We start from the raw sequence: 19,539 nt of genomic DNA on the forward strand, positions 1-19,539 counted from the left end.
GGCCACCATGCGCGTAGCACTGTTCGCGACCTGCCTGAACGATGCGATGTTCCCGCAGGCCGCGGCGGCGACCGTGCGGCTGCTTGAGCGGCTCGGCCACGAGGTTGCCTTCCCAACCGGCCAAGCCTGCTGCGGGCAGATGCATGTCAACACCGGCTACTACGCCCAGGCGCTGCCAGTGATCCGCAACCACGTCGAGACGTTCGCCCCGGTGCTGGACGGCGAGTGGGACGCCATCGTGGCGCCGTCCGGCTCCTGTGTGGGCTCGGCGCGCCACCAGCAGGCCATGGTCGCCGAGCGGGAGGGCGACCGAGTACTGGCCCGGGCCGCGTCGCTGGTGGCGGAGCGGACCTACGAGCTCTCCGAGCTGGTCGTCGATGTTCTCGGCGTCACCGACGTCGGTGCCTGGTTCCCCCACCGGGTCACCTACCACCCCACCTGCCACTCCCTGCGACTACTCAAGGTGGGCGACCGGCCGCTGCGCCTGCTGCGCGCCGTCGCCGGCATCGACCTCGCCGAGCTTCCCGAGGCGGCGTCGTGCTGTGGCTTCGGCGGCACGTTCTCGCTCAAGAACGCCGAGACGTCCACCGCGATGGTCTTCGAGAAGGTCCGCAACGTCGTCGCCACCGGCGCGGAAGTGCTGACTGCGGGCGACTACTCGTGCCTCATGAATATCGCCGGCGCCCTCTCCCGAGCGCGCACGGGCGTGCACGTCGCCCACCTGGCCGAGATCCTCGCCGCCACCCGCGAGGAGCCATGGACTCCGACCGTGCTGCCGGCAGACCGGGCCCGGCAGGGCCCGTCCGGTCACGAGGGCCCACCCGAATGCACGGCGGGAACGACGGCGGCGGTCGGCGACCCCGCGCCGGAGAACCGCCCGGAGGGATCCCAATGAGCGCCACCTTCCTGGGTATGCCGGCGGTGCGGCCGCTTCCGTCCCAGCACCCGGAGAACCCGCTGCGGTGGGGGGCGACGTTCCCCGACGCCGCCCGCGAGACGCTGGGAAACCCGCAGATGCGGGCCAACCTCGGCCACGCCACCCGGACTATCCGGGAGAAGCGGCTGCGAGTGACGGCGGAGCTGCCCGACTGGGAGGCGCTGCGCGACGCCGGCGCGGCCATCAAGGCCGAGGCGATGGCGCGCCTGCCCGAGCTGCTGGTCGAGCTCGAGGAGCAGGTGACCGCGCGGGGCGGGGTGGTGCACTGGGCCCGCGACGCCGCCGAGGCGAACCGGGTCGTCACCGACCTGGTGAGGACGACCGGCGAGACGGAGGTGGTCAAGGTCAAGTCGATGGCCACGCAGGAGATCGGCCTGAACGAGCACCTTGCAGCGCACGGGATCACGGCCACCGAGACCGACCTCGCCGAGCTGATCGTCCAGCTCGCCGGGGACATGCCGTCCCACATCCTCGTCCCGGCAATCCACCGCAACCGCGCGGAGATCCGGCAGATCTTCGCCGAGCACATGGACGACGCGCCGTCGGACCTGACGGACGACCCGCGAGCGTTGGCGATGGCCGCGCGGGCGCACCTGCGGGCAAAGTTCCTCACCGCCAAGGTCGCGGTCTCCGGGGCCAACCTCGCGGTGGCCGAGACCGGCACCGTGGCGGTGTTCGAGTCGGAGGGCAACGGGCGGATGTGCCTCACCCTTCCCGACACCCTCATCACCGTCATGGGCATCGAGAAGGTGCTGCCCCGGTTCCAGGACATCGAGGTCTTCGCCCAGCTGCTGCCGCGCTCGTCCACCGGGGAGCGGATGAACCCGTACACGACCATGTGGTCGGGGATCACCCCCGGGGACGGGCCGCAGCAATTCCACCTGGTGCTCCTGGACAACGGCCGCACCAAGGCGCTCGCCGACGACGTCGGCCGGCAGGCCCTCCACTGCATCCGCTGTTCGGCCTGCCTGAACGTCTGCCCGGTCTACGAGCACGCCGGCGGGCACGCCTACGGGTCGGTCTACCCCGGTCCCATCGGGGCGATCCTCACCCCGCTGCTGCGCGGGACCGGCACCGCACCCGGGCCGCTGGATCTCCATGACCCGACGGCGTCGCTGCCGTTCGCGTCCTCGCTGTGCGGGGCGTGCTTCGAGGCTTGCCCGGTCAAGATCGACATCCCGACCGTGCTCGTCCACCTGCGCAACCGGGTCAACGAGGCTCAGCAGCGGCGGGCGCTGCCCACCGGCTGGCAGGCCGCGATGGGCGCCACCTCGGCCCTGATGGCCTCCGGACGCCGCTTCGGTCCGGCGGCCGCCACCGCCCGGGCCGGTCGGCTGCTCGCCGGGGACGGGCGGATCGGGCACCTGCCCTTCCCGGGCTCGCTGTGGACCGACAGCCGCGACCTGCCCGCCCCGCCGCACGAGACGTTCCGGTCCTGGTGGGCCTCGCACGAGAAGGCCCGCAAGCCCAGAGGGGACGGCGGCGGGGAGAACGGGGGACGTGGCGCGGGGGAGTCATGAGCGACGCCCGCGAGGCCGTCCTGGCCCGCATCCGCGACGCCCTCGGCCGCACGCCGGCCGCCCCGCTGTCGCCCGTGCCGCGCGCGTACCGCTCAAGGTCGGACCTCGCCCCCGGCTCTGTGGAGGCGGTGGACGGGCTCGTTGACCGGCTCGAGGACTACCGCGCCCGGGTGCGCCGGTGCACGGAGGCCGACCTCGCGCCCACCCTCGCCGCCCTGCTCGCCGACGCCGGGTCCGTCGTCGTCCCACCTGCCCTGCCCGCGGCCTGGCTCGCCGGGCTCCCGGGCGGCGCCACGGTGCGCACCGACAGCCCGGACGCCCCGCTGACCAACACCGAGCTCGACGGCGTCGGCGCCGTGCTCACCGGAGCTCGGGTGGCGATCGCCGAGACCGGCACGATCGTCCTCGACGGCGAGCCGGACCAGGGGCGCCGCGTCCTCACGCTGGTGCCGGACCGGCACGTGTGCGTTGTCGCGGCCCAGCAGGTTGTGGCCACCGTGCCCGAGGCGATCGCAATCCTTGGCGCCCACCCCGCCCGACCGCTGACCTGGATCGCGGGCCCCTCTGCCACCAGCGACATCGAGCTACAGCGCGTCGAGGGGGTCCACGGCCCGCGCACCCTTGACGTCGTTATCGTTGGGCTCGAAGGAAGCCGTTGACGACTCCACTGAACAAGTTGCCGGCTGTTCCGGTCCAGAGCGGGAACGCACGTGACCACGGCGGTGGATGACGTGCTCGGCCACGGCGACGTTGATGATCCACGCCGCTACCGTGATCGCCGCCTGGAACGTGGTATTTGGCGGTCTGGCAAGAATCTCGGGTCCGATGATGATGAGAGCCTCGGTGCCGGCGGCTGCGCCAATTGCGTAGGCACGGGTCATCCACGCACTGTGTCGGACGAGGTCGCGACGCCGGACGACGTAGAAGACACCGAGGGCGATGCTCAGCACCATTGATGAGCCGATGATCAGCCGCGGAACAAGCATGATGACACCGCTATGTGCCGGGTGGTTGTAGAGGACCGCCATCCATAGGCCGGAAAGCGCGGCGACCAGCCCGGCGGGCACGAGAACGCGTCCAGCGACCCGGTGCCAGCCCCGGCCACGCAGCGAGGGGACGAACTGGAACGCGCCGAGCAGCGAGTACACGGTGACACTGAGGATGTGAAAGGACAGCGGGAGAGGGGAATCGAAGAACCGCTCGTTCTGCGGTGTGACCTCCGCACCGCCCGCCAGCTCGGTGAGACGCACAGCCCCGCCCAGTATCGGGATGAGGCTGAGCAGTACCAGCCCGGTGGGCACACGCCAGAGCGCAGGTTCGTGCCTCGTTCGACGGCGGGTCGCCTCGGTCGTCATTGGCTGCACGACTGATCCGGGCCGGCGTGGGGAGCGATGGCCATCATCGCCATGTAGCGCCCGCCGCCGTGACGTACCGCCGCCACGTGTATGCCCAGGGGATGACGGCGATGATGACGACGACGAAGGAGCAGTTGAAGAGCACCTCACCGGCCGCGGCGTCCAGGCCGTCGGAGAAGGCGAGGGGGAGGGCGACCGCAGCGAGCCAGATGAGCTTCCATGCCACCTCGAACAGCAGGATCGGCAGCATCGTGACGGGGTACCGAAGGCCGAGCAGCGCCAGGAGCGACATCCCCGTCAGGAGGCAGGCCACGACTCCCTCCATCAGAGGGAGAGAATGGACCCCCTGGACGAACAGCGGCCACTTCACGACAGCCAGCCCCACCCCCATGAACGCGTAGCCGAGGCGCATCACGTTCAGACGGCGAGTGGACAGCCCGCCGTCGCCGGCGCGCTGGGCGGCGGGGAGAGCTGTGTCGCCGGCATTGCCGGCGATCCGGGTAGTGAGCATGACGTTCTCCTCCGGTAGATGACACCGCTGGCCGGATGACCCCGGGGCGGCCGCTGCGTCTGCTGGCTGTTCGTCCACCGGCTTCGGCGTGAAGCGGGAGATCCGAACGCCCGCCCCTTCCGATCTGCTGACCGGTGGGGGCGTTCACGAACGTAGGCGCGCCGGGCGCGGGTGGGATCAGTGGAACGACGGAGCCGGCACTGAACCGGGCACGTCTCAGCTGCTGTGGGCCGCCGCCCAGGCCGCTATCTGGGCCCGCTTGCTGAAGCCGAGCTTGTTCAGCGAGTTCCGCACGTGGCTCTCCACCGTGCGTTCGGAGAGGAAGAGCCGGGCGCCGATCTCCTTGTTGGTGCACCCTTCCGCGACGAGGCGAGCCACCTCCAGCTCACGTCGGCCCAGGGGCGCCGCACCGGTGGCAGCCGACGGGGCGGGCGGGTGAGCCTGCTCTCGTAGGGCGAGCTGGACCGCCGCGGCGCGCCCGAGCGAGCGCCCAACGGTCGTTTCCGCAGCGAACCGAGCCGGCCCGAGCGCCGCTGACGCCGTCGCCATGGCCGGCGTCAGGGCGCGACGGATCCCGGCGTTCAGGGTGGCCCCGGCTTCCTCGCGCAACGTCTCCATGGCGCCGAAGAGCCGGGCGGCCAGCTGCGGCTCGCGGCGCCGTGCGGCGCAGCATCCCAGGCCGCCCAGGAGGTAGCACTGGGCCACCCGGTCGTCGAGGTCCCGGGCGATGGCGAGTGCCTCCAGGAAGTGGTGCTCGGCGTCGGGGGTCCGGCCGAGCTGCAGGGCGCCGATGCCGAGGTTCATCAGCATCATCACCAGGCTGTACTGGTCGCCGAGCTCGCGACTCAGGGCGGCCCCTGGCCTGGCCGAGGCCATGACCGTCGACGGGTCACCGTCGAGGACGCCGTTCAGGGCGGACGCTTGATGCACCATCAGGGTGGCGCCCACCTCGTCGATCCCTGCGGCAATGGCCCTGGCTTCGTCGAGCTGACGGCGGGCAGCGCCCGGGTCTGCCGACATGGTCGAGGCGATGGAGGCCATCGCCAGCAGCCGCGCGAGGAGAGCGGGCGGCCCTTCCCCGCGGGCCGTCGCGATTCCCTCGGACAGGCTGCGGGTGGCCACCGCCGGGTCGTTCTGCAGCACGGCCAGGAAGCCGCGGGCGAAGTGCGCCACCGGGGGGATCTCACCGTCCCTGCCGTCGAGGAGACGGTCGAGACGCCGCGCACCTTCGCTGGTCGCCCGCGTGATCCAGAAGTAGGTCAGGCTGACGGTCAGGTGCACGGCGGCCGGGTCGCCGGCAAGCGTGAGCCGGTCGAGAACGGCGCGGACGTTCTCGGCCTCGAGCTCCATCCAGGACAGCCATGGCAGGAGCCGGCGGCGGCCTTCGGTGGCGAGCTGGCCGCACCTGCGGGAGAAGTGGTCGGCGAGCCGGTTCTGCATGAGGTCCCTCTCGCCGGCGTCGACCAGGCGGAGGTGGCTGAACTCGCGCATGGACTCGTGGAGGCGGTAGCAGGGGCTGGGCGCGGCGAGGTCGCGGACGACGAGCGACTTGTCCACGAGCGAGGACAGCAGGTCGGTGGCCGCAGACGCGGAGTCGGGGTCGAGGCAGACCGCCTCGACGTCGTCGATCTGGAACCGTCCGGCGAAGGCGCTGAGCCGCCGCAGCAGCCGGGCTTCCTGCTCGTCGAGCAGCGCGTAGCTCCACTCGATCGCCGCCTGGAGCGTCTGGTGCCTCGGGAGGGCTGCGGGGGAGCCGCCGGTGAGCAGCGAGAACCGGTACCCGAGCCGCCCACAGATCTGATCGGGTGTCAGGGCCCGGGTCCTGACCGCTGCCAGCTCGATGGCCAGGGGAATCCCGTCCAGCCGGCGGCAGAGCTCGACGACCGACGGCAGGTTGTCATCCGTGAGCGCGAAGTCGCCCGAGGCCGCGGCGGCACGTTCCTCGAAGAGCTGGACGGCTTCGTTCAGACGGACTAGTCCGAGGTTCGCGGTCTCGAGGGACGGCAGGTCCAGGGGCGGCAGCGCAACGACATGCTCCTCGACCAGACCCAACGGCTCTCGGCTGGTGGCCACGATGCGCACCTCGGGCCCGGCCTTGAGCACCTTGCTGGCCAGCTGCGCAGCTGGCTCGGTCAGGTGCTCGCAGTTGTCGAGCACGAGCAAGAGCCGCTTGCCCTTGACATGCGCGCACAAGGTCGCGAGCGGGTCACCGGTGCCATGCTCGCGCAGGTCCAGGGCGGCAAGTGCCGCGCTGGCGACAGACGTGCGGTCACGGACCTCAGCGAGCTCAACGAACCAGACCCCGTCCGGAAAGTTCCGGCTCAGCTGCCCGGCGAGCCGAACGGCCAAGCGAGTCTTGCCCACGCCCCCTGGACCCACCAGAGAGACCAGGCGAGCAGCCTGAAACTTCTTCTTGGCCTCACCCAGCTCCCGTCGGCGCCCGACAAAACTGCTGGTCTCCGCCGGTAGGTTTCCCACCGGCTCGCTCGGCGTCGCCATTCGCCGACAGTATCGCCGGCACCCGAACGGTGCGGGGATCCCCGCACATTCAGTGGTCACTGAGTTATTTGCCGCACCCGCTGCGCAGCCACGGCACATACCGTCCGTAGGATGAATGACGAAGTGATCAGCTCTCGAGTCGAAATCCATCTCACACGAAAGCCACCGGCCGTGCGTGTGGCGCGGGCCGCCGGGGTGAGTGAAGTCAACGTCTGGGGGACGGTCCTCACGTGCCTGGTCTGCGGCAGCTTCCAGCCGCTACTGGAATCGCTGCAGGGATACGAGGTGGTCTGCCTGTGGTCCTCACCCGCAGATTCCTCTCGCAGCCCGAGCATCGGCGAAGACAGGCGCCCGGCCCCGCTCGAATAGGAGCACAAACCGCGTCAGGGGTGCGCGGGTGTCCTAGCCGGCCGGCTGATGCAAGTGGGGCCGGCCTGCGGACCGCTCGTCCGCCCATGACTCGGTGGCCAAGCTCGTCGCCCGGTTGCGCACCACCGGAGCATCAACGTCGAGCAGCCGGTGCTCGTGGTCCGGTAGCCGCGGACATGTGCTGCAAACGGCACCGGTTTCGACAGGATCGGGCCACTTCCCTCAACCGGGGCATCCGTGGCCAGCCGGGAGTGGCAATCAGTCCAACGGGGCAAGCGCTCCACCGCGGAGCACCTCCCCAGACCCTCTTTCGACGCCACCCTCCCGAACCAACCGGGGATGACCATGCAACCCTGGAACCCCGACGACGTGGTGGCCCCACGCCGCCGATGTCCGATCCCCGGTCCGAACGTGCCGTGCGCCGGCACGGCCGCCGCGCGGACCGGCGATGGGGCACCGCATGGAGCCCGGAGCAGATCTCCAACCGGCTCAAAGTCGACTTCCCCGCCGATGAATCGAGCGGATCTCGCACGAGGCGATCTACCAGGCCCTGTACCGCCAGGGCCGCGGCGGGCTGCGTCGGGAGCTGACGGCGTGCCTGCGCACCGGGCGAGCGCTCCGGACGAGCGCTCCGGGTACCGCAGGCGCGCACCCGTCGTCGCGGAAAGCACTTCGTCACCGAGGAAGTGATGATCAGTCAGCGGCCTGCCGAGGTCACCGACCGGGCCGTCCCTGGGCACTGGGAGGGTGCCTGATGATCGGGCTGAACGCCTCGGCCATCGGCACGCTCGCGGAGCGCAGCACGCGGTTCACGATGCTGCTGCACCTGCCACGAATGGCAGAGTTCGCCTTCACGGACCGGGTCAAGAACGAGCTACCGCTGGCCGGCCACGGCGCCGAGGCCGTCCGCTACGCCATCGTCGAGCAGCTCGGCGCGCTGCCCGAACAGTTGCGCCGGTCGCTGACCTGGGACCAAGGAGCGGAGAGATAGCTCAACACGCCCTTCTGCGCATCGACCTCGACCTGGCCGTCTACTTCTGCGATCCCCACTCACCCTGGCAGCGCGGAACGAACGAGAACACCAACGGCCTGCTGCGCGAGTACTTCCCCAATGTCACCGACCTCACCAGACACACACCCGGCGACCTGCAGGCCATCGCAGCGGCCCTCAACTCCCGACCCCGCAAGATCCTCCAGAGGAGAACACCCGCCGAAATCATGGACGAGCACCTACGATCAGGCGGTCAAGCCGGTGTTGCATCGACCCGTTGAACCTCAGCAGCGAGCCGGCATCGGAGTGGTGGATCAGCCCGGCGTTGATGGGGTGGCCGTCGCGGTCGCGGCGCCAGGTGGCCGTCGTCACGGCCGTGAGGACCAGGTCGGTGTGCTTGGTCGTCATTGCGTGCCAACCCACGATCGCCTGGGAGAAGAGATCCACGGCGAAGGTGACGTAGACAAACCCCGCCCAGGTGCGCACGTAGGTGAAGTCGGCCACCCAGGCCAGGTTCGGGGCCGGGGCGGTGAAGTCCCGGTTGAGCTTGTCCCCGGCCCGCTTCTGTCCTTGCCGGCACCGTGGTGCGGACCTTGCCGGACCGGATGACCCCGTGCTTGCCGTGCTCACGCATCAGCCGCTCGACGGTGCACCGGGTCACCGCGACGCCCTTGGCGCACAGGGCGTGCCAGGTTTGCGGTACCCGTACAGGCTCTCCGCCGTGGCCTTGCCGGCCACATCGAGACGCAGCGAGCGGATCTCGTTGAGGACCACCGCGTCGGTCACTGTGCGCTTCGCCGGCTTCGCCGGCTTGCGGGAGCGGTGGGCGTAGTGGGTGCTCGGGGCGATCTTGCACCCGTGCTCGGTCAGCACGGTGCAGACCGGCTCGACCCCGAACCGGTCCTTGTTCTCGTCGATGAACCGGCAGACCAGCGGCGTGGCGGGTCGGGCTCCCGCGCGAAGAAAGACGCTGCTGCCTTCAAGATCTCATTCGCTCGCCGCAGTTCCTTGACCTCGCGCTCGAGCTCCTTCACGCGCGCGTATTCCTCACTGGTCACGCCCGGCCGCTTGCCGGTATCAACCTCACTCTTTCGCACCCACAGGCGCAGGCTCTCGGCGCCGATGTCGAGTTTGGCTGCCACCGCTTTGATCGCGGCGTACTGCGAGGCGTAGTCGCTCTGGTGATCCAGCACCATCCGGACCGCGCGGTCTTTCAAATCGTCGGGGCAACGCTTCGTTGACACGGTAGGGATCCTCCAATGAAGGAGCCCTCCACGAAACCCGGGGCGGTTCACCGGGCGCGGAATCGCTCTACAGGGCGGCGAGGCCGTCCAGCATCGTCCACACCGCTCCCAGCGCGGCCACCGTGTTGATCGCCATCCCGATGGTCCTGGCCGACAGTCGCCGGGTCACCTCATCACCGAGCGCCACACCCAGCACAATGGCAAGCACCATCGCCAGCCAGCCCCAGCCCAGGTCCGGCCACGCCCCCGGGTTGGCCCCCACCCGGGCGAACACCGTGACGATGGACGCACCGATGAAGAACGGCTGCAAGGTGGCGGCGAAACTCACGTGCTCCCAGCGGGTCAGCGTGCGCAGGACCGCCATGGCAGGGCCACCGATCCCGGCCAGCGAGGCCATCATCCCGGACGCCGCGCCGGCCACCGCTGTGATCCCCGGCCCGCGCTCGATATGGCGCCCCCGCGCTACCAGTGCTGATGCCAGCATCGCCCCGAGCAAGAGCACACCGATGCCGATCTGCGCCCAAGCCGTCGGCAGCTGCTCCGCGAGCAGGGTGCCGAGGGCGACGCCCACCAACGCGGGCGGCAGCATGATCCACAGCATCCGCCACTCCACGAATTGGCGGGTTTGCACGAACACCAGCGCACTGGCGAGGAGCCCGAGGAGGTTGCCGACCACCACACCGGACGCCGGCCCGAGGGCTACGACGATGAACGGTGCAGAGACCAACACGAGCCCCATACCGGTGGCCCGTTGCGCCAGGCCGCCGAGGAGAACGGCGATCAGCAGGGGGACGGTCATCGCAGGTTGGTCTTCCCATTCCGCCACTTGGGCTTGAAGTGCTGCGCCCCGCAGTCGGCAGTACGCCGACATCCGTCGTTCTGACCGGGATGACGATGGGGGCCGCGGATGCGCTGGCGCTCGGACTTGTGGATGGGGTGGTCGACCAGGCGGACGTGGTATCGATGGCCATCGATCACGCTACCGCTTGGAGCCCGATCCCCGCTGCGACTTTCGCACTGCGAAGACAATGCTCCGCGCTCCCGCGCTGGAGGCCATCGACAATGCCTGTCGCACCTTCCAGTGCGAGGCGGAGTCCATGTGGCTCAACGAGGGAGCACCCCAATTCGCGTGACGATATCTCGAGAGCCTGAAGTCGGGCTGAGCCGCCGTTCCCACGTTCCTTCGAAACCCTGTCGACGAGCGAAGAACCCTTGCATTCTCTCGTAATCCGAGGCCCTGATAGCCGTCCGGCCGCAGAACGCCGGGCCATGACGTGGCCGCTGAGCCGGCGAGAGGACCGCACCGCGGTCGATGGGGCGGCGTGGCTGCGACCTCCGTCGCCGAGGCGGTCACCAGCACCGACGTCGTTACCCATGGTCCCCGATCAGTGGGCGGAAATGAGCTCGACCCGGATCTGCTGCGCGACGTCCTGGAGGACCGGCACGGCCTTCTCGCCGAACTCGTATGTCACACGGGCGATAGGGCCGGAGACTGAGACTGCGGTCCGTGTCGGGGCCCCGGGCACGGGGACGGCAAAGCACCGGACCCCCACGTCCTGCTCGCCGTCGTCCATCGCGAACCCCCTCTCTCGGATCCGCTCCATCTCGGCGATGAGTTCGTCAACATCCGTGATCGTGGCCTCCGTGGCGGGCGGCATGCCCACGCGGCCCACGATCTCTCGGATCGTCGTGTCGGGCAGCGGGGCCAGAACTGCCTTGCCGACGCCGGTGCTATGGCAGAAGACACGCCGGCCTACCTCCGTAAACATCCGCACGGAATGGGTCGATGAGGCCTGCGCGACGTAGACCGCCATGTCGCGGTCGATCATGGCAAGATTGGCCGACTCACCGAGCTCACCGACGAGCCGCTGAAGGTATGGTTTGGCGCCAGCGCCGAGCTGGCTGCCGACACTCTCACCGAGCCGGATTAGACGTGGACCGAGGGTGTATCGGCGCGAGGGCAGCTGGCGGGCGTAGCCGCGGAGAACAAGGGTTCGCATGAGCCGGTGGATGGTCGGCAGCGGCAGAGCGGAGCTGGCGGCAAGCTCGCTGAGGGCCGCGTCGCCGCCCAAGTCCGTCAGGGTCTCGAGCAGGTCGATGGCACGGTCTACGGATTGAACTCCGCCACGTCATGCGAACGCTCCTTCTCATTGACGGGTAGGCCTGACTGCCACTAGGCAGAAGTATTGTTTCACGTTTGAAATGCCAGGCGAGGGAGGAGGCTGGCGATTCGCAGACCCAGCGACACGATCGGATTGCGGGTGGAGGTGCCGGCGTTGCCGTCGCGACATCGACGTTGGTCTGTGCGGTGGCGGGGGCCGGTGGCGCGGTGATGGGAAGACGTCGCGCACTCGACGACGACGCAGCCTATCGCGGACCTAACGTGCGACAAGTATCGGCGACGAGCAGGGGAGTGGGGCCGTGCGGGGCTGAACGCCGTGGACGCTGTTCAGGTCCTGAGGTGTCGGACCCGACTCTCCTGAAGCGCCCGGGCGTAACGCTTGAAGTGGCACCGATGGTGGCAATCAGACTCCGACACGACCTCCCGGCCGTGCACGCTGGGGATGGCACGGGTGTGTCCGGCGATCCCACAGAAGCGGGCAGGGTGCGACGGCTGATGCCAGCGCAACTCGTTGGCGGTGGTCACCGGTGGCACCGCGGTGCTGGACTGAGGGCACTGGGTCGGCAGCCTCATTGCCAGTGAGGGAGGGCAAAGCGGCGCTCTTCAAGCACTTCGCGAACCCGGACGCGTGGCCGGTATACCTCGACACGAGGGATGTCGAAAAGGCCGTCTCCATCGTCATGGCGCTCGCCGGTGTACGGCGGCAGTTCGAGGACGTGACGATGTCGCCTCCGGCGTCGGGGTGGCCGGCTCGGCGATCATCCGGCTGTTCAAGGTCGAGGGTGCCTGGCCCGCCGTCGTTTCTGGCCTTCATTTCGACCGGCGTCGACACCCTGGAATGCCCGCTGTGCCGGTGGGGCGCACACGCGCCAGGGTGAGCTCTCCCATGCCACTCGAGGCGTCGCATCGCTCCCAACCCGCGAACCGGCCTGATTTGAGGTCATGTGACCGAGGCTGACGAGTGCAGGGTAGCCCCGCCGTCATGCTCGAAGAGCGCGAGCGACCGCGGCCCCGGACATCAGTGCCATTCTCGGATGGCGCTCATACCGCGGCTTCCGTCCACATCCCGTGATCTCTCTCGCGGATCGGCCAACGGTGCGATCGCTGCCGTGGGGCTGCGCGGTCCCAGCGCGAACGACCGAATACAACTTTGAGGATTGACCTACGCCACTTGGGACAGCTAGCCTTTCACAGTAAGGAAGCGGCATTCCGCATGGTGGAAGTGAGATCAACGGGGGCTCATTGCGTCGTGTAAGGGAATTCGGATCTTCCGGGACGTGGACCGGCTGGTGCTGGTCCACGGATGGGGCTGGATCTAAGTGGTCGAGAAGGCGGCGACCGTGCCGCCGTTGGCGCTTGCGCCGCTCGGCCGGGCGATCCCGCTCATGGCCGGCTCCCAACCTTGATCAACCAGCCAGCGGTGGCAGTCGGGTTGAACAAACGAGATACGAGAAGGGGTCGAGATGATGACCGCACGGGTGACGGTGAGTGGTCTGCAGGTTGCGGAGGTCCTCCACCGGTTCATCACCGAAGAGGCTCTGCCCGGGGTCGGCGTCAGCGCCGACGAATTCTGGGCCGGCCTGGAGGCCGCGGTGACCGAGCTGACGCCGCGGCTCGACGCCCTCCTGGCACGGCGCGTGGAGCTCCAGGACGCGGTGTCGGCATACCACCGGAACCACCCCGGCCAGGTGGATGCGGCCGCGTACGAGCAGTTCCTGCGGTCGATCGGCTACCTGGTCGACGAGCCGGACGACTTCCAGGTCACCACCGAAAGCGTGGACCCCGAGGTCAGCCAGCAGGCCGGCCCGCAGCTGGTGGTCCCGCTGCTCAACGCCCGGTTCGCCATCAACGCCGCCAACGCACGGTGGGGCTCGTTGTACGACGCGCTGTACGGCACCGACGTCATTCCCGAGACAGCGGGGCGCGAGCGGGGCGGCTCGTACAACGCGTTGCGCGGTCAGGAAGTCATCGCTCGTGGCCGGGCCTACCTTGACCGCCACTTCCCGCTGGCCGACGACGGCTCCCACGCCGACGTCACCGCCTACGCCGTCGACGGGGAGGGTCTCGCAGCAACCGTCGCGGGCGTCGTCGCACGCCTGGCGGATCCGGCCCAGCTGTTGGGGTACCGCGGCGACGCTGCGGCGCCGGAGGCCTTGGTGCTCACCAACCACGGTCTCCACGTGGAGATCGTGGTCGACCGGGACCACCCCATCGGCTCCACCGACGCCGCAGGCGTGAAGGACCTCCTGCTGGAAGCGGCCGTCTCGACGATCATGGACCTCGAGGACTCCGTCGCCGCCGTCGACGCCGAGGACAAGGTGCTGGGGTACCGCAACTGGCTCGGCCTGATGCGCGGCACCCTGACCGCGGACCTGACCAAGGAGGGCCGCACCTTCACCCGGCGCCTCGCGCCGGACCGCACCTGCACCACCACGACTGGGGAGCAGGTGACCCTGCCGGGCCGGTCGCTGATGTTCATCCGCCACACCGGGCACGCGATGTTCACCGACGCGGTGCTCGATGCCGCCGGCCGGGAAATCCCCGAAGGGATGCTCGACGCCTTCGTCACCGCGCTCGGCGGCCTCCACGAGCTGCGCGGGCCGCGTCAGCTGGTCAATTCCCGGGCGGGGTCGATCTACGTGGTCAAGCCCAAGATGCACGGGCCGGACGAGGTCACGCTGACGTGCGAGATCTTCGGCCGGGTGGAGCAGACCCTGGGGCTGCCCGCGGGCACGATCAAGGTCGGCATCATGGACGAGGAGCGACGGACGTCCGCCAATCTCAAGGCCTGCATCTACGCGGCCCGCGATCGGGTGGCTTTCATCAACACCGGCTTCCTCGACCGTACGGGCGATGAGATCCACACGATCAGCGCCGCCGGGCCGATGGTGCGCAAGGCCGACATGAAGGCCGAGCGCTGGATCCAGGCGTACGAGAACGCCAACGTGGACGTCGGCCTGGCCTGCGGTCTGCAGGGACGCGCACAGATCGGCAAGGGGATGTGGGCCGCCCCGGACAGCATGGCGGCCATGGTCGAGCAGAAGATCGGCCACCCACGTGCCGGTGCGACCTGCGCCTGGGTGCCGTCACCGACCGCGGCGACCCTGCACGCCATGCATTATCACGAGGTCGACGTGCTCGAGCGGCAGCGGCAGCTCACCGGGGGACGGCGCAGCACGCTCGCCGACCTGCTCACCTTGCCGCTGGGCGATCCGGCGAGCTGGTCGGCCGAGGACCGCCAGGCCGAGATCGACAACAACGTCCAGGGTGTGCTGGGGTACGTCGTCCGCTGGATCGACGCCGGTGTGGGCTGCTCGAAGGTTCCCGACCTGCAGGGGGAGCCGCTCATGGAGGACCGCGCGACCTGCCGCATCTCCTCTCAGCACCTCGCCAACTGGCTGGCACACGGGGTGGTGAGCGTCGAAGAGGTCGAGGAGAGCCTGCGGCGGATGGCCGTCGTGGTCGACGGCCAGAACGCCGCCGATCCCGGCTACATCCCCATGGCGCCCGAGTTCGACGGCGAGGCCTTCCAAGCTGCCCGGGAGCTCGCCCTGGACGGGGCTGCCCAGCCCAACGGCTACACCGAGCCGGTCCTGCACCGGCACCGACGCGCGCAGAAGGCGCACAGTGAAAGGAGTTTCGCTTGAGCATCGACCTCAAGACCGCCCGCACCCTCGTCGCCGGCGCCCTCGCGGCGGGGCAAGAGCGTGGCCTGAAGCCGCTCACCGTCGTCGTCCTGGACGCCGGCGGCCACCTGGTGGCGGCCGAACGTCAGGACGGCTCGTCCAACAAGCGCTTCGAGATCGCGCACGGCAAAGCGCACGGGGCGCTTTCGCTGGGCATGGGATCGCGGGCGCTGATGACCCGGGCCGAGCAGCAGCCCTTCTTCATCGCCGCCGCGACCTCCGCTATCGGCGGTGCGCTGGTGCCTGTCCCGGGCGGGGTGCTGGTGCGTGACGCCGCCGGCGGGCTGCGGGGCGCTGTCGGAATCTCCGGGGACACCTCCGATAACGACGAGGCGGCGGCAGTCGCCGGAATCGACGCTGTGGGGATGATCGCCCAGGTCGATTGAATCCTCCCGCCGTTTTGGGGGCCGAGCGAGAAGTCGTCTGCATGGGGGGGTGCGACCCCGTGTCGGCCCGCTGGGAAACGTTCACACCCACCGTTTGTCGAGGTCGCAAAGTCGCCGATGAGCGTTCGTGGCAGCGGGCTCCGGGGAGTGCCGGGAGTTGTAGACCTCCGGGAGAAGGTCGGGGTTTGGAATCCCTTCAGCTCCACCCGGTGGAGGCCGCTGAACCGCACGAGAGTGCAGGTCAGCGGCTTTCTGCTTTCCAGCCAGGACGCCGACATCGTGGATGGTGACCTGCAAATTCCACGCTTTGTGCCACGGAATGGTCCGCGCCGCGGGCGCGCGGAAAGGCATGGCCGTCAGGTGTGCCACGCACACCTGACGGGCGGGACCCAGCACATCGAGACCCCAGAGCCCTGCCCCACACGCCCTTGTGGATGCTCGAGGAACTGTGCGCCAAGCTGCACTTCTCCCCGCGCAGCCGTCCACGGGTGGGACGGTGAGGGCGTGGTCGGGCAGTGGAAGGGACGCCGGGTCGTGCTGACCCAGGACGCCCATGCCTTCCGCGGCCCTCGCCTCGCCGGAGGACTTCAACACCCAGCTGGCGGGGAGGCTGCAGGTCGCCAACCCGCGCCGTAAACGCGTCCTAGGGTGTGCCCCGGCCGAGCGGGTCGGCGCGGACCGCCAGGCAATGATGGCCCTGCCGCCGGTGCCCCCGACGGTGGGCTGGGCGGACGCCTCCCGGCTGCCGCGCGATCACTACATCCGGCTGGACTCCAACGACTACTCCGTTCACCCGGGCGTGATCGGCCGGCGTATCGAGGCGCGCGCGGACCTGGTCCGGGTCTGCGTCCTCTCCGACGGGCAAGTCGTCGCCGACCACCCCCGGTGCTGGGCGAGGCACCAGACGCTGACCAACCAGAGCACGCAGCCGCCGCGAAGGCGTTGCGCGAGCAGCGCGCCACCGTGCTGCGCCGCGGCGCCGAACCCGAGGTAGAGGTCCGCGCGCTGGCCGACTACGACACCGCGCTCGGCTCCCGGTCAGAACTGTTGGTCGTAGAGGGGGGAGCGACGGCCGGGCCACGCCTCGAGCCCGGGCAAGAGATCACCACATGAATCACCACTTCTGGTGATGTCCGCTCACCACTTCTCCTTCTACGTTCCGGATTGAAGGAAAGCTTGGCGCCGTCGGGGCCGAGATCAGCCAGGCGCAGTTGAAGGGTGATGAACGCGATGTCGGTTAGCGAGATCCGCTCCTCGCTCGGTACGAGACCCGCGTCAGGCGCCACCTAAAGCGCGACGGGCGGCCTGGTTCGAAGGACTGACCCCGACCCGAGAAATATGCGATCACCCTCATCGAGGGCCCAGCCCTTCGACCCCAGACAGCGCTGCAACGGCGCGCTTCACAAGCTGCGTGACGTCGGCCTTCCCCCTGGTCTCGGAAGCGCAGGCCGACCGCCCCGACACGCCCAACGAGCAAGCCCCGCTGACCCACACCTCCCCACGACTCCACGAAAGAAGACGGACTTGGCCACCACCGCGCAAACCGCAATGACGACGAGTGCCCCGATGAGCTCGCTGAGGAAGATCGCGCTGACCGCGGGCGCGCTCTACCTGCTCACGTTCCTGGCATCGATTCCCGCGGTCTTCCTCCTCGACCCTGTCCTGAGCGACCCGAGCTACATCATCGGGCCGGGCGACGACGCGCGCGTCCTCTTCGGTGGCGTCCTCGACATCACCAACGCCCTCGCCTGCATCGGCACCGCGGTCGTGCTGTTCCCGGTGGTCAAGCGACAGAACGAGGCCCTCGCCCTGGGCTTCGTGGCAGCTCGCGTGCTCGAGGCCGCGATCATCTTCGTCGGCGTCGTCAGCCTCCTCGCCGTCGTGACCCTGCGGCAGGACCTGGGCGGTGCTGCCGGAGCAGACGCGGACGCGCTGGTCGCCGTCGGCGCGGCCCTCGTCGCGGTCCGCGACTGGACGTTCCTGTTCGGACCAGGCCTCGCCGTCGCCAACGCGCTACTGCTCGGCACCCTGATGTACCGGTCCCGGCTCGTGCCCCGCGCGATCCCGCTGATGGGACTCGTCGGAGCACCGCTGCTCCTCGCGTCGAACACCGCAACGATGTTCGGCGTCAACGACCAATTCTCCGTGCTGTCGCTGATAGCACTGCCCGGGATCTTCTTCTGGGAGCTGTCGCTCGGCGTCTACCTGATGGTCAAGGGCTTCAAGCCCTCGCCCATCACAGCGGGACTGGTAACCGCCGGCAGCCCCGCATCGGCACCCGATGTCGTCGCCGTCGCGGGCCGGGCATGACTACCCCGTCGACGCGGCGCCGTCCCGAGAACCTCATCGTCTGGGGCGCGATTTTCATCGTGTTCGGCGCGATCATCCAGTTGGTCCTCACCGATTTCCCCGGCTGGGGCTTCATTGCCGGCGGCACACTTGCCACGGTGGTGGGCATTGCCTGGTCGCACTACCGGAGGCGCCCGGCGAACGGGCGCACCGGCGACGTCCCGTGATCAAGTACACCCCCGGTCGGCACCTGAAGCAGCGCGCGTCCACGCGTGGTCGGTCTCGGCACCCGCGGACGCGATGGGAGCAGGCGACCACTGCACATGAGGTTCCGCCCACCCTTCTGGACTTGCTGTACCTGCGGTCTGGCAGCGGGTTTGACCGGCTCGAGACTCAGCTTCCATTCACTCAGGAGCGCAGTGTCGACGGCGCTTAGTCAGCGCTCAGCGTGGTGCCGTCTGCGAGGTGGATCGCCCAGCGGAGTGCGCCGCTCTGGAGCACCGATCACCGGGCCGCCTGTGACTACCCCAACGACGAGCAGGAAGGAGAGGACGTCGAGCACGGGGCGGCCGAGCTCGACGACGTTGCGCAGCAGCACCGCGCCGGCCAGCAAGACGATCAGCGACAGCGCGCCGAACACCCACATCAGGGTCGTCCAAGGAGTCTGACACGGCACGGTCGACCGCGCTTCTCCGTACGCGATGACCACCCTCGGCCTCGAGAACGGATCCGATCTGCTGGGCGCCTCGACCCTCGGCTTCCGCGGCGCTGCCGCGCTGGTCGCCCTCACCTCGGTGATCGGCATCATCCTCGCCTTCGCAGCCACGAGGGCCGCCCGCGCGGCCCGTGCCGCCGAGGCCGAGGCCGAGGAGACCATCGAGTCTGGCCGCGCGCGCACCGTCGTGGACCTGATGAAGTCCGACGTCTACGCGCTGAGCACCGAGCAGAATGTGCTCGAGGCCCTGCAGATGTTCACCGAGCGCGGGATCTCCGGCGCCCCCGTGCGGCACCCCAACGGGTCGTTGGCCGGCTTCCTCTCCGACGGCGACGTCATGCGGTACCTGTCGGCCGAGCACCCCAGCTCGACCAACATCTACTCCTTCGCGATCGGCGAGTCCGACGATCTCGAGGACGCGCTGGCGGACCTGGTGTCCCTGCCCGTGATGCGCCTGGCAACCCGCGAGGTCGTCACGGTGGACGCGAACGCCTCGATCGCCGACGCCGTCGCCGTGCTGTCCGACAAGCACCTCAAGAAGGTGCCGGTGGTCCGCGGCGAGAACGGCCCGGTTATCGGCATCGTCAGCCGCTCCGCGGTGAACCGATTGGCCATCTCCTCCTACCTCGCCTCCCGCGAGGGGCAGGTCCAGCCCGCCGACGACGAGACCAGCACCGCCGAGCGCGAGCCGCAGTTCGTCTAAGCCGGGCGGACGTCTCGTAGGTCACGACGAAGCGGGTGGGGTGCCGAGCGGCGCCCCACCCGCTTCTTCCTTCCGGCATCGATGCAGGTCACCGGCTGGAATGAGCGAGTCACCGTCCGCGTCCTACGGCGCAGGGCCGCGCGGACGGCATCGCGGTCGAAGACCTGCATACCGTGCGCGACAGGGCATCCATCGGGTCCTTCGGCGCGACG

The 19,539-nt window shown here is 69.3% G+C and carries 17 protein-coding genes, 3 pseudogenes and 1 other annotated feature; of the genes and pseudogenes, 11 read left to right on the forward strand and 9 right to left on the reverse strand.

The window, feature by feature from the left end:
• Positions 1 to 7 precede the first annotated feature (7 nt).
• Genes FE374_RS03575 through FE374_RS03585 form a run of 3 tightly spaced genes read left to right on the forward strand, consistent with a single transcriptional unit; the run spans position 8 to position 3,116 of the window.
• Positions 8 to 895, forward strand: a complete 888-nt coding sequence (locus FE374_RS03575) for a (Fe-S)-binding protein (protein WP_139927275.1) — start codon at positions 8 to 10, stop codon at positions 893 to 895.
• Entirely contained in the window at positions 892 to 2,457 is a 1,566-nt protein-coding gene (locus FE374_RS03580) for a lactate utilization protein B (protein ID WP_139927276.1), read from the forward strand. Before FE374_RS03575 ends, FE374_RS03580 begins: the two co-directional genes overlap by 4 nt.
• Entirely contained in the window at positions 2,454 to 3,116 is a 663-nt protein-coding gene (locus FE374_RS03585; RefSeq protein ID WP_139927277.1) for a LutC/YkgG family protein, read from the forward strand. The genes FE374_RS03580 and FE374_RS03585 overlap by 4 nt, the downstream gene beginning before the upstream one ends.
• Here FE374_RS03585 and FE374_RS03590 read toward each other — a convergent pair.
• The 3 genes from FE374_RS03590 to FE374_RS20035 all read right to left on the reverse strand — a co-directional run bounded on the left by FE374_RS03590 (position 3,042) and on the right by FE374_RS20035 (position 6,822).
• Complete coding sequence (locus tag FE374_RS03590; RefSeq protein ID WP_230978440.1) at positions 3,042 to 3,758, reverse strand: DUF2306 domain-containing protein; 717 nt, start codon at positions 3,756 to 3,758, stop codon at positions 3,042 to 3,044. The genes FE374_RS03585 and FE374_RS03590 overlap by 75 nt on opposite strands.
• A 97-nt stretch (positions 3,759 to 3,855) precedes the next feature.
• A complete protein-coding gene (locus tag FE374_RS03595) occupies positions 3,856 to 4,323 on the reverse strand; it encodes a hypothetical protein (RefSeq protein WP_139927279.1) in 468 nt (155 codons plus the stop codon).
• 216 nt (positions 4,324 to 4,539) lie between these two features.
• The gene (locus FE374_RS20035; RefSeq protein WP_139927280.1) at positions 4,540 to 6,822 is read right to left on the reverse strand and encodes an ATP-binding protein; all 2,283 of its coding nucleotides are present in this window, start codon (positions 6,820 to 6,822) and stop codon (positions 4,540 to 4,542) included.
• 788 nt (positions 6,823 to 7,610) lie between these two features.
• Between FE374_RS20035 and FE374_RS19700 the strand changes: the two are divergent.
• Positions 7,611 to 8,463: pseudogene (locus FE374_RS19700) on the forward strand (IS30 family transposase); the annotation flags it as partial.
• On the opposite strand, the gene FE374_RS03610 reads toward FE374_RS19700, so the two are convergent.
• The 5 genes and pseudogenes from FE374_RS03610 to FE374_RS03630 form a co-directional block, all read right to left on the reverse strand.
• On the reverse strand, positions 8,408 to 8,812 hold the full coding sequence (locus FE374_RS03610) for a DDE-type integrase/transposase/recombinase (RefSeq protein ID WP_139927281.1): 405 nt from the start codon (positions 8,810 to 8,812) through the stop codon (positions 8,408 to 8,410). The pseudogene FE374_RS19700 and the gene FE374_RS03610 sit on opposite strands and share 56 nt — an antisense overlap.
• Before the next feature lie 27 nt (positions 8,813 to 8,839).
• Positions 8,840 to 9,055 (reverse strand): hypothetical protein, encoded by a 216-nt coding sequence (locus tag FE374_RS03615; RefSeq protein ID WP_139927282.1) that lies wholly within the window; start codon positions 9,053 to 9,055, stop codon positions 8,840 to 8,842.
• Positions 9,023 to 9,154: a sequence feature (AL1L pseudoknot), on the reverse strand. (Overlaps the previous gene by 33 nt.)
• Positions 9,049 to 9,426, reverse strand: a complete 378-nt coding sequence (locus FE374_RS03620) for a transposase (RefSeq protein WP_139927283.1) — start codon at positions 9,424 to 9,426, stop codon at positions 9,049 to 9,051. (Overlaps the previous feature by 106 nt.) The genes FE374_RS03615 and FE374_RS03620 overlap by 7 nt, the downstream gene beginning before the upstream one ends.
• A gap of 67 nt (positions 9,427 to 9,493) precedes the next feature.
• A complete protein-coding gene (locus FE374_RS03625; RefSeq protein ID WP_168205576.1) occupies positions 9,494 to 10,225 on the reverse strand; it encodes a sulfite exporter TauE/SafE family protein in 732 nt (243 codons plus the stop codon).
• A gap of 586 nt (positions 10,226 to 10,811) precedes the next feature.
• Positions 10,812 to 11,552: pseudogene (locus FE374_RS03630) on the reverse strand (IclR family transcriptional regulator); the annotation flags it as partial.
• A gap of 574 nt (positions 11,553 to 12,126) precedes the next feature.
• Between FE374_RS03630 and FE374_RS03635 the strand changes: the two are divergent.
• The 6 genes and pseudogenes from FE374_RS03635 (at position 12,127) to FE374_RS03660 (ending at position 18,136) form a co-directional block, all read left to right on the forward strand.
• Positions 12,127 to 12,426 (forward strand): hypothetical protein, encoded by a 300-nt coding sequence (locus FE374_RS03635; RefSeq protein ID WP_139927286.1) that lies wholly within the window; start codon positions 12,127 to 12,129, stop codon positions 12,424 to 12,426.
• A 588-nt stretch (positions 12,427 to 13,014) separates the two neighbouring features.
• Positions 13,015 to 15,195: a malate synthase G gene (locus FE374_RS03640; protein WP_139931303.1), complete on the forward strand. Its 2,181-nt coding sequence runs from the start codon at positions 13,015 to 13,017 to the stop codon at positions 15,193 to 15,195.
• Positions 15,192 to 15,620 (forward strand): GlcG/HbpS family heme-binding protein, encoded by a 429-nt coding sequence (locus FE374_RS03645; RefSeq protein WP_139927287.1) that lies wholly within the window; start codon positions 15,192 to 15,194, stop codon positions 15,618 to 15,620. Before FE374_RS03640 ends, FE374_RS03645 begins: the two co-directional genes overlap by 4 nt.
• 468 nt (positions 15,621 to 16,088) lie before the next feature.
• Positions 16,089 to 16,733: pseudogene (locus FE374_RS03650) on the forward strand (Mu transposase domain-containing protein); the annotation flags it as partial.
• 453 nt (positions 16,734 to 17,186) lie between these two features.
• Positions 17,187 to 17,930, forward strand: coding sequence for a DUF4386 domain-containing protein (locus tag FE374_RS03655; RefSeq protein ID WP_139927289.1), 744 nt, complete (start codon positions 17,187 to 17,189; stop codon positions 17,928 to 17,930).
• The gene (locus FE374_RS03660) at positions 17,927 to 18,136 is read left to right on the forward strand and encodes a hypothetical protein (protein ID WP_139927290.1); all 210 of its coding nucleotides are present in this window, start codon (positions 17,927 to 17,929) and stop codon (positions 18,134 to 18,136) included. Before FE374_RS03655 ends, FE374_RS03660 begins: the two co-directional genes overlap by 4 nt.
• Before the next feature lie 209 nt (positions 18,137 to 18,345).
• Here the strand turns inward: FE374_RS03660 and FE374_RS03665 are convergent, their stop codons facing one another.
• Positions 18,346 to 18,549 (reverse strand): hypothetical protein, encoded by a 204-nt coding sequence (locus FE374_RS03665; RefSeq protein ID WP_168205510.1) that lies wholly within the window; start codon positions 18,547 to 18,549, stop codon positions 18,346 to 18,348.
• Positions 18,550 to 18,610: 61 nt separating this feature from the next.
• Between FE374_RS03665 and FE374_RS03670 the strand changes: the two genes are divergently transcribed.
• Positions 18,611 to 19,327 (forward strand): CBS domain-containing protein, encoded by a 717-nt coding sequence (locus FE374_RS03670; protein WP_139927292.1) that lies wholly within the window; start codon positions 18,611 to 18,613, stop codon positions 19,325 to 19,327.
• Positions 19,328 to 19,539: the final 212 nt, after the last annotated feature.

Origin of the sequence: Georgenia yuyongxinii (assembly GCF_006352065.1) — a bacterium.
GTDB lineage: Bacteria > Actinomycetota > Actinomycetes > Actinomycetales > Actinomycetaceae > Georgenia > Georgenia yuyongxinii.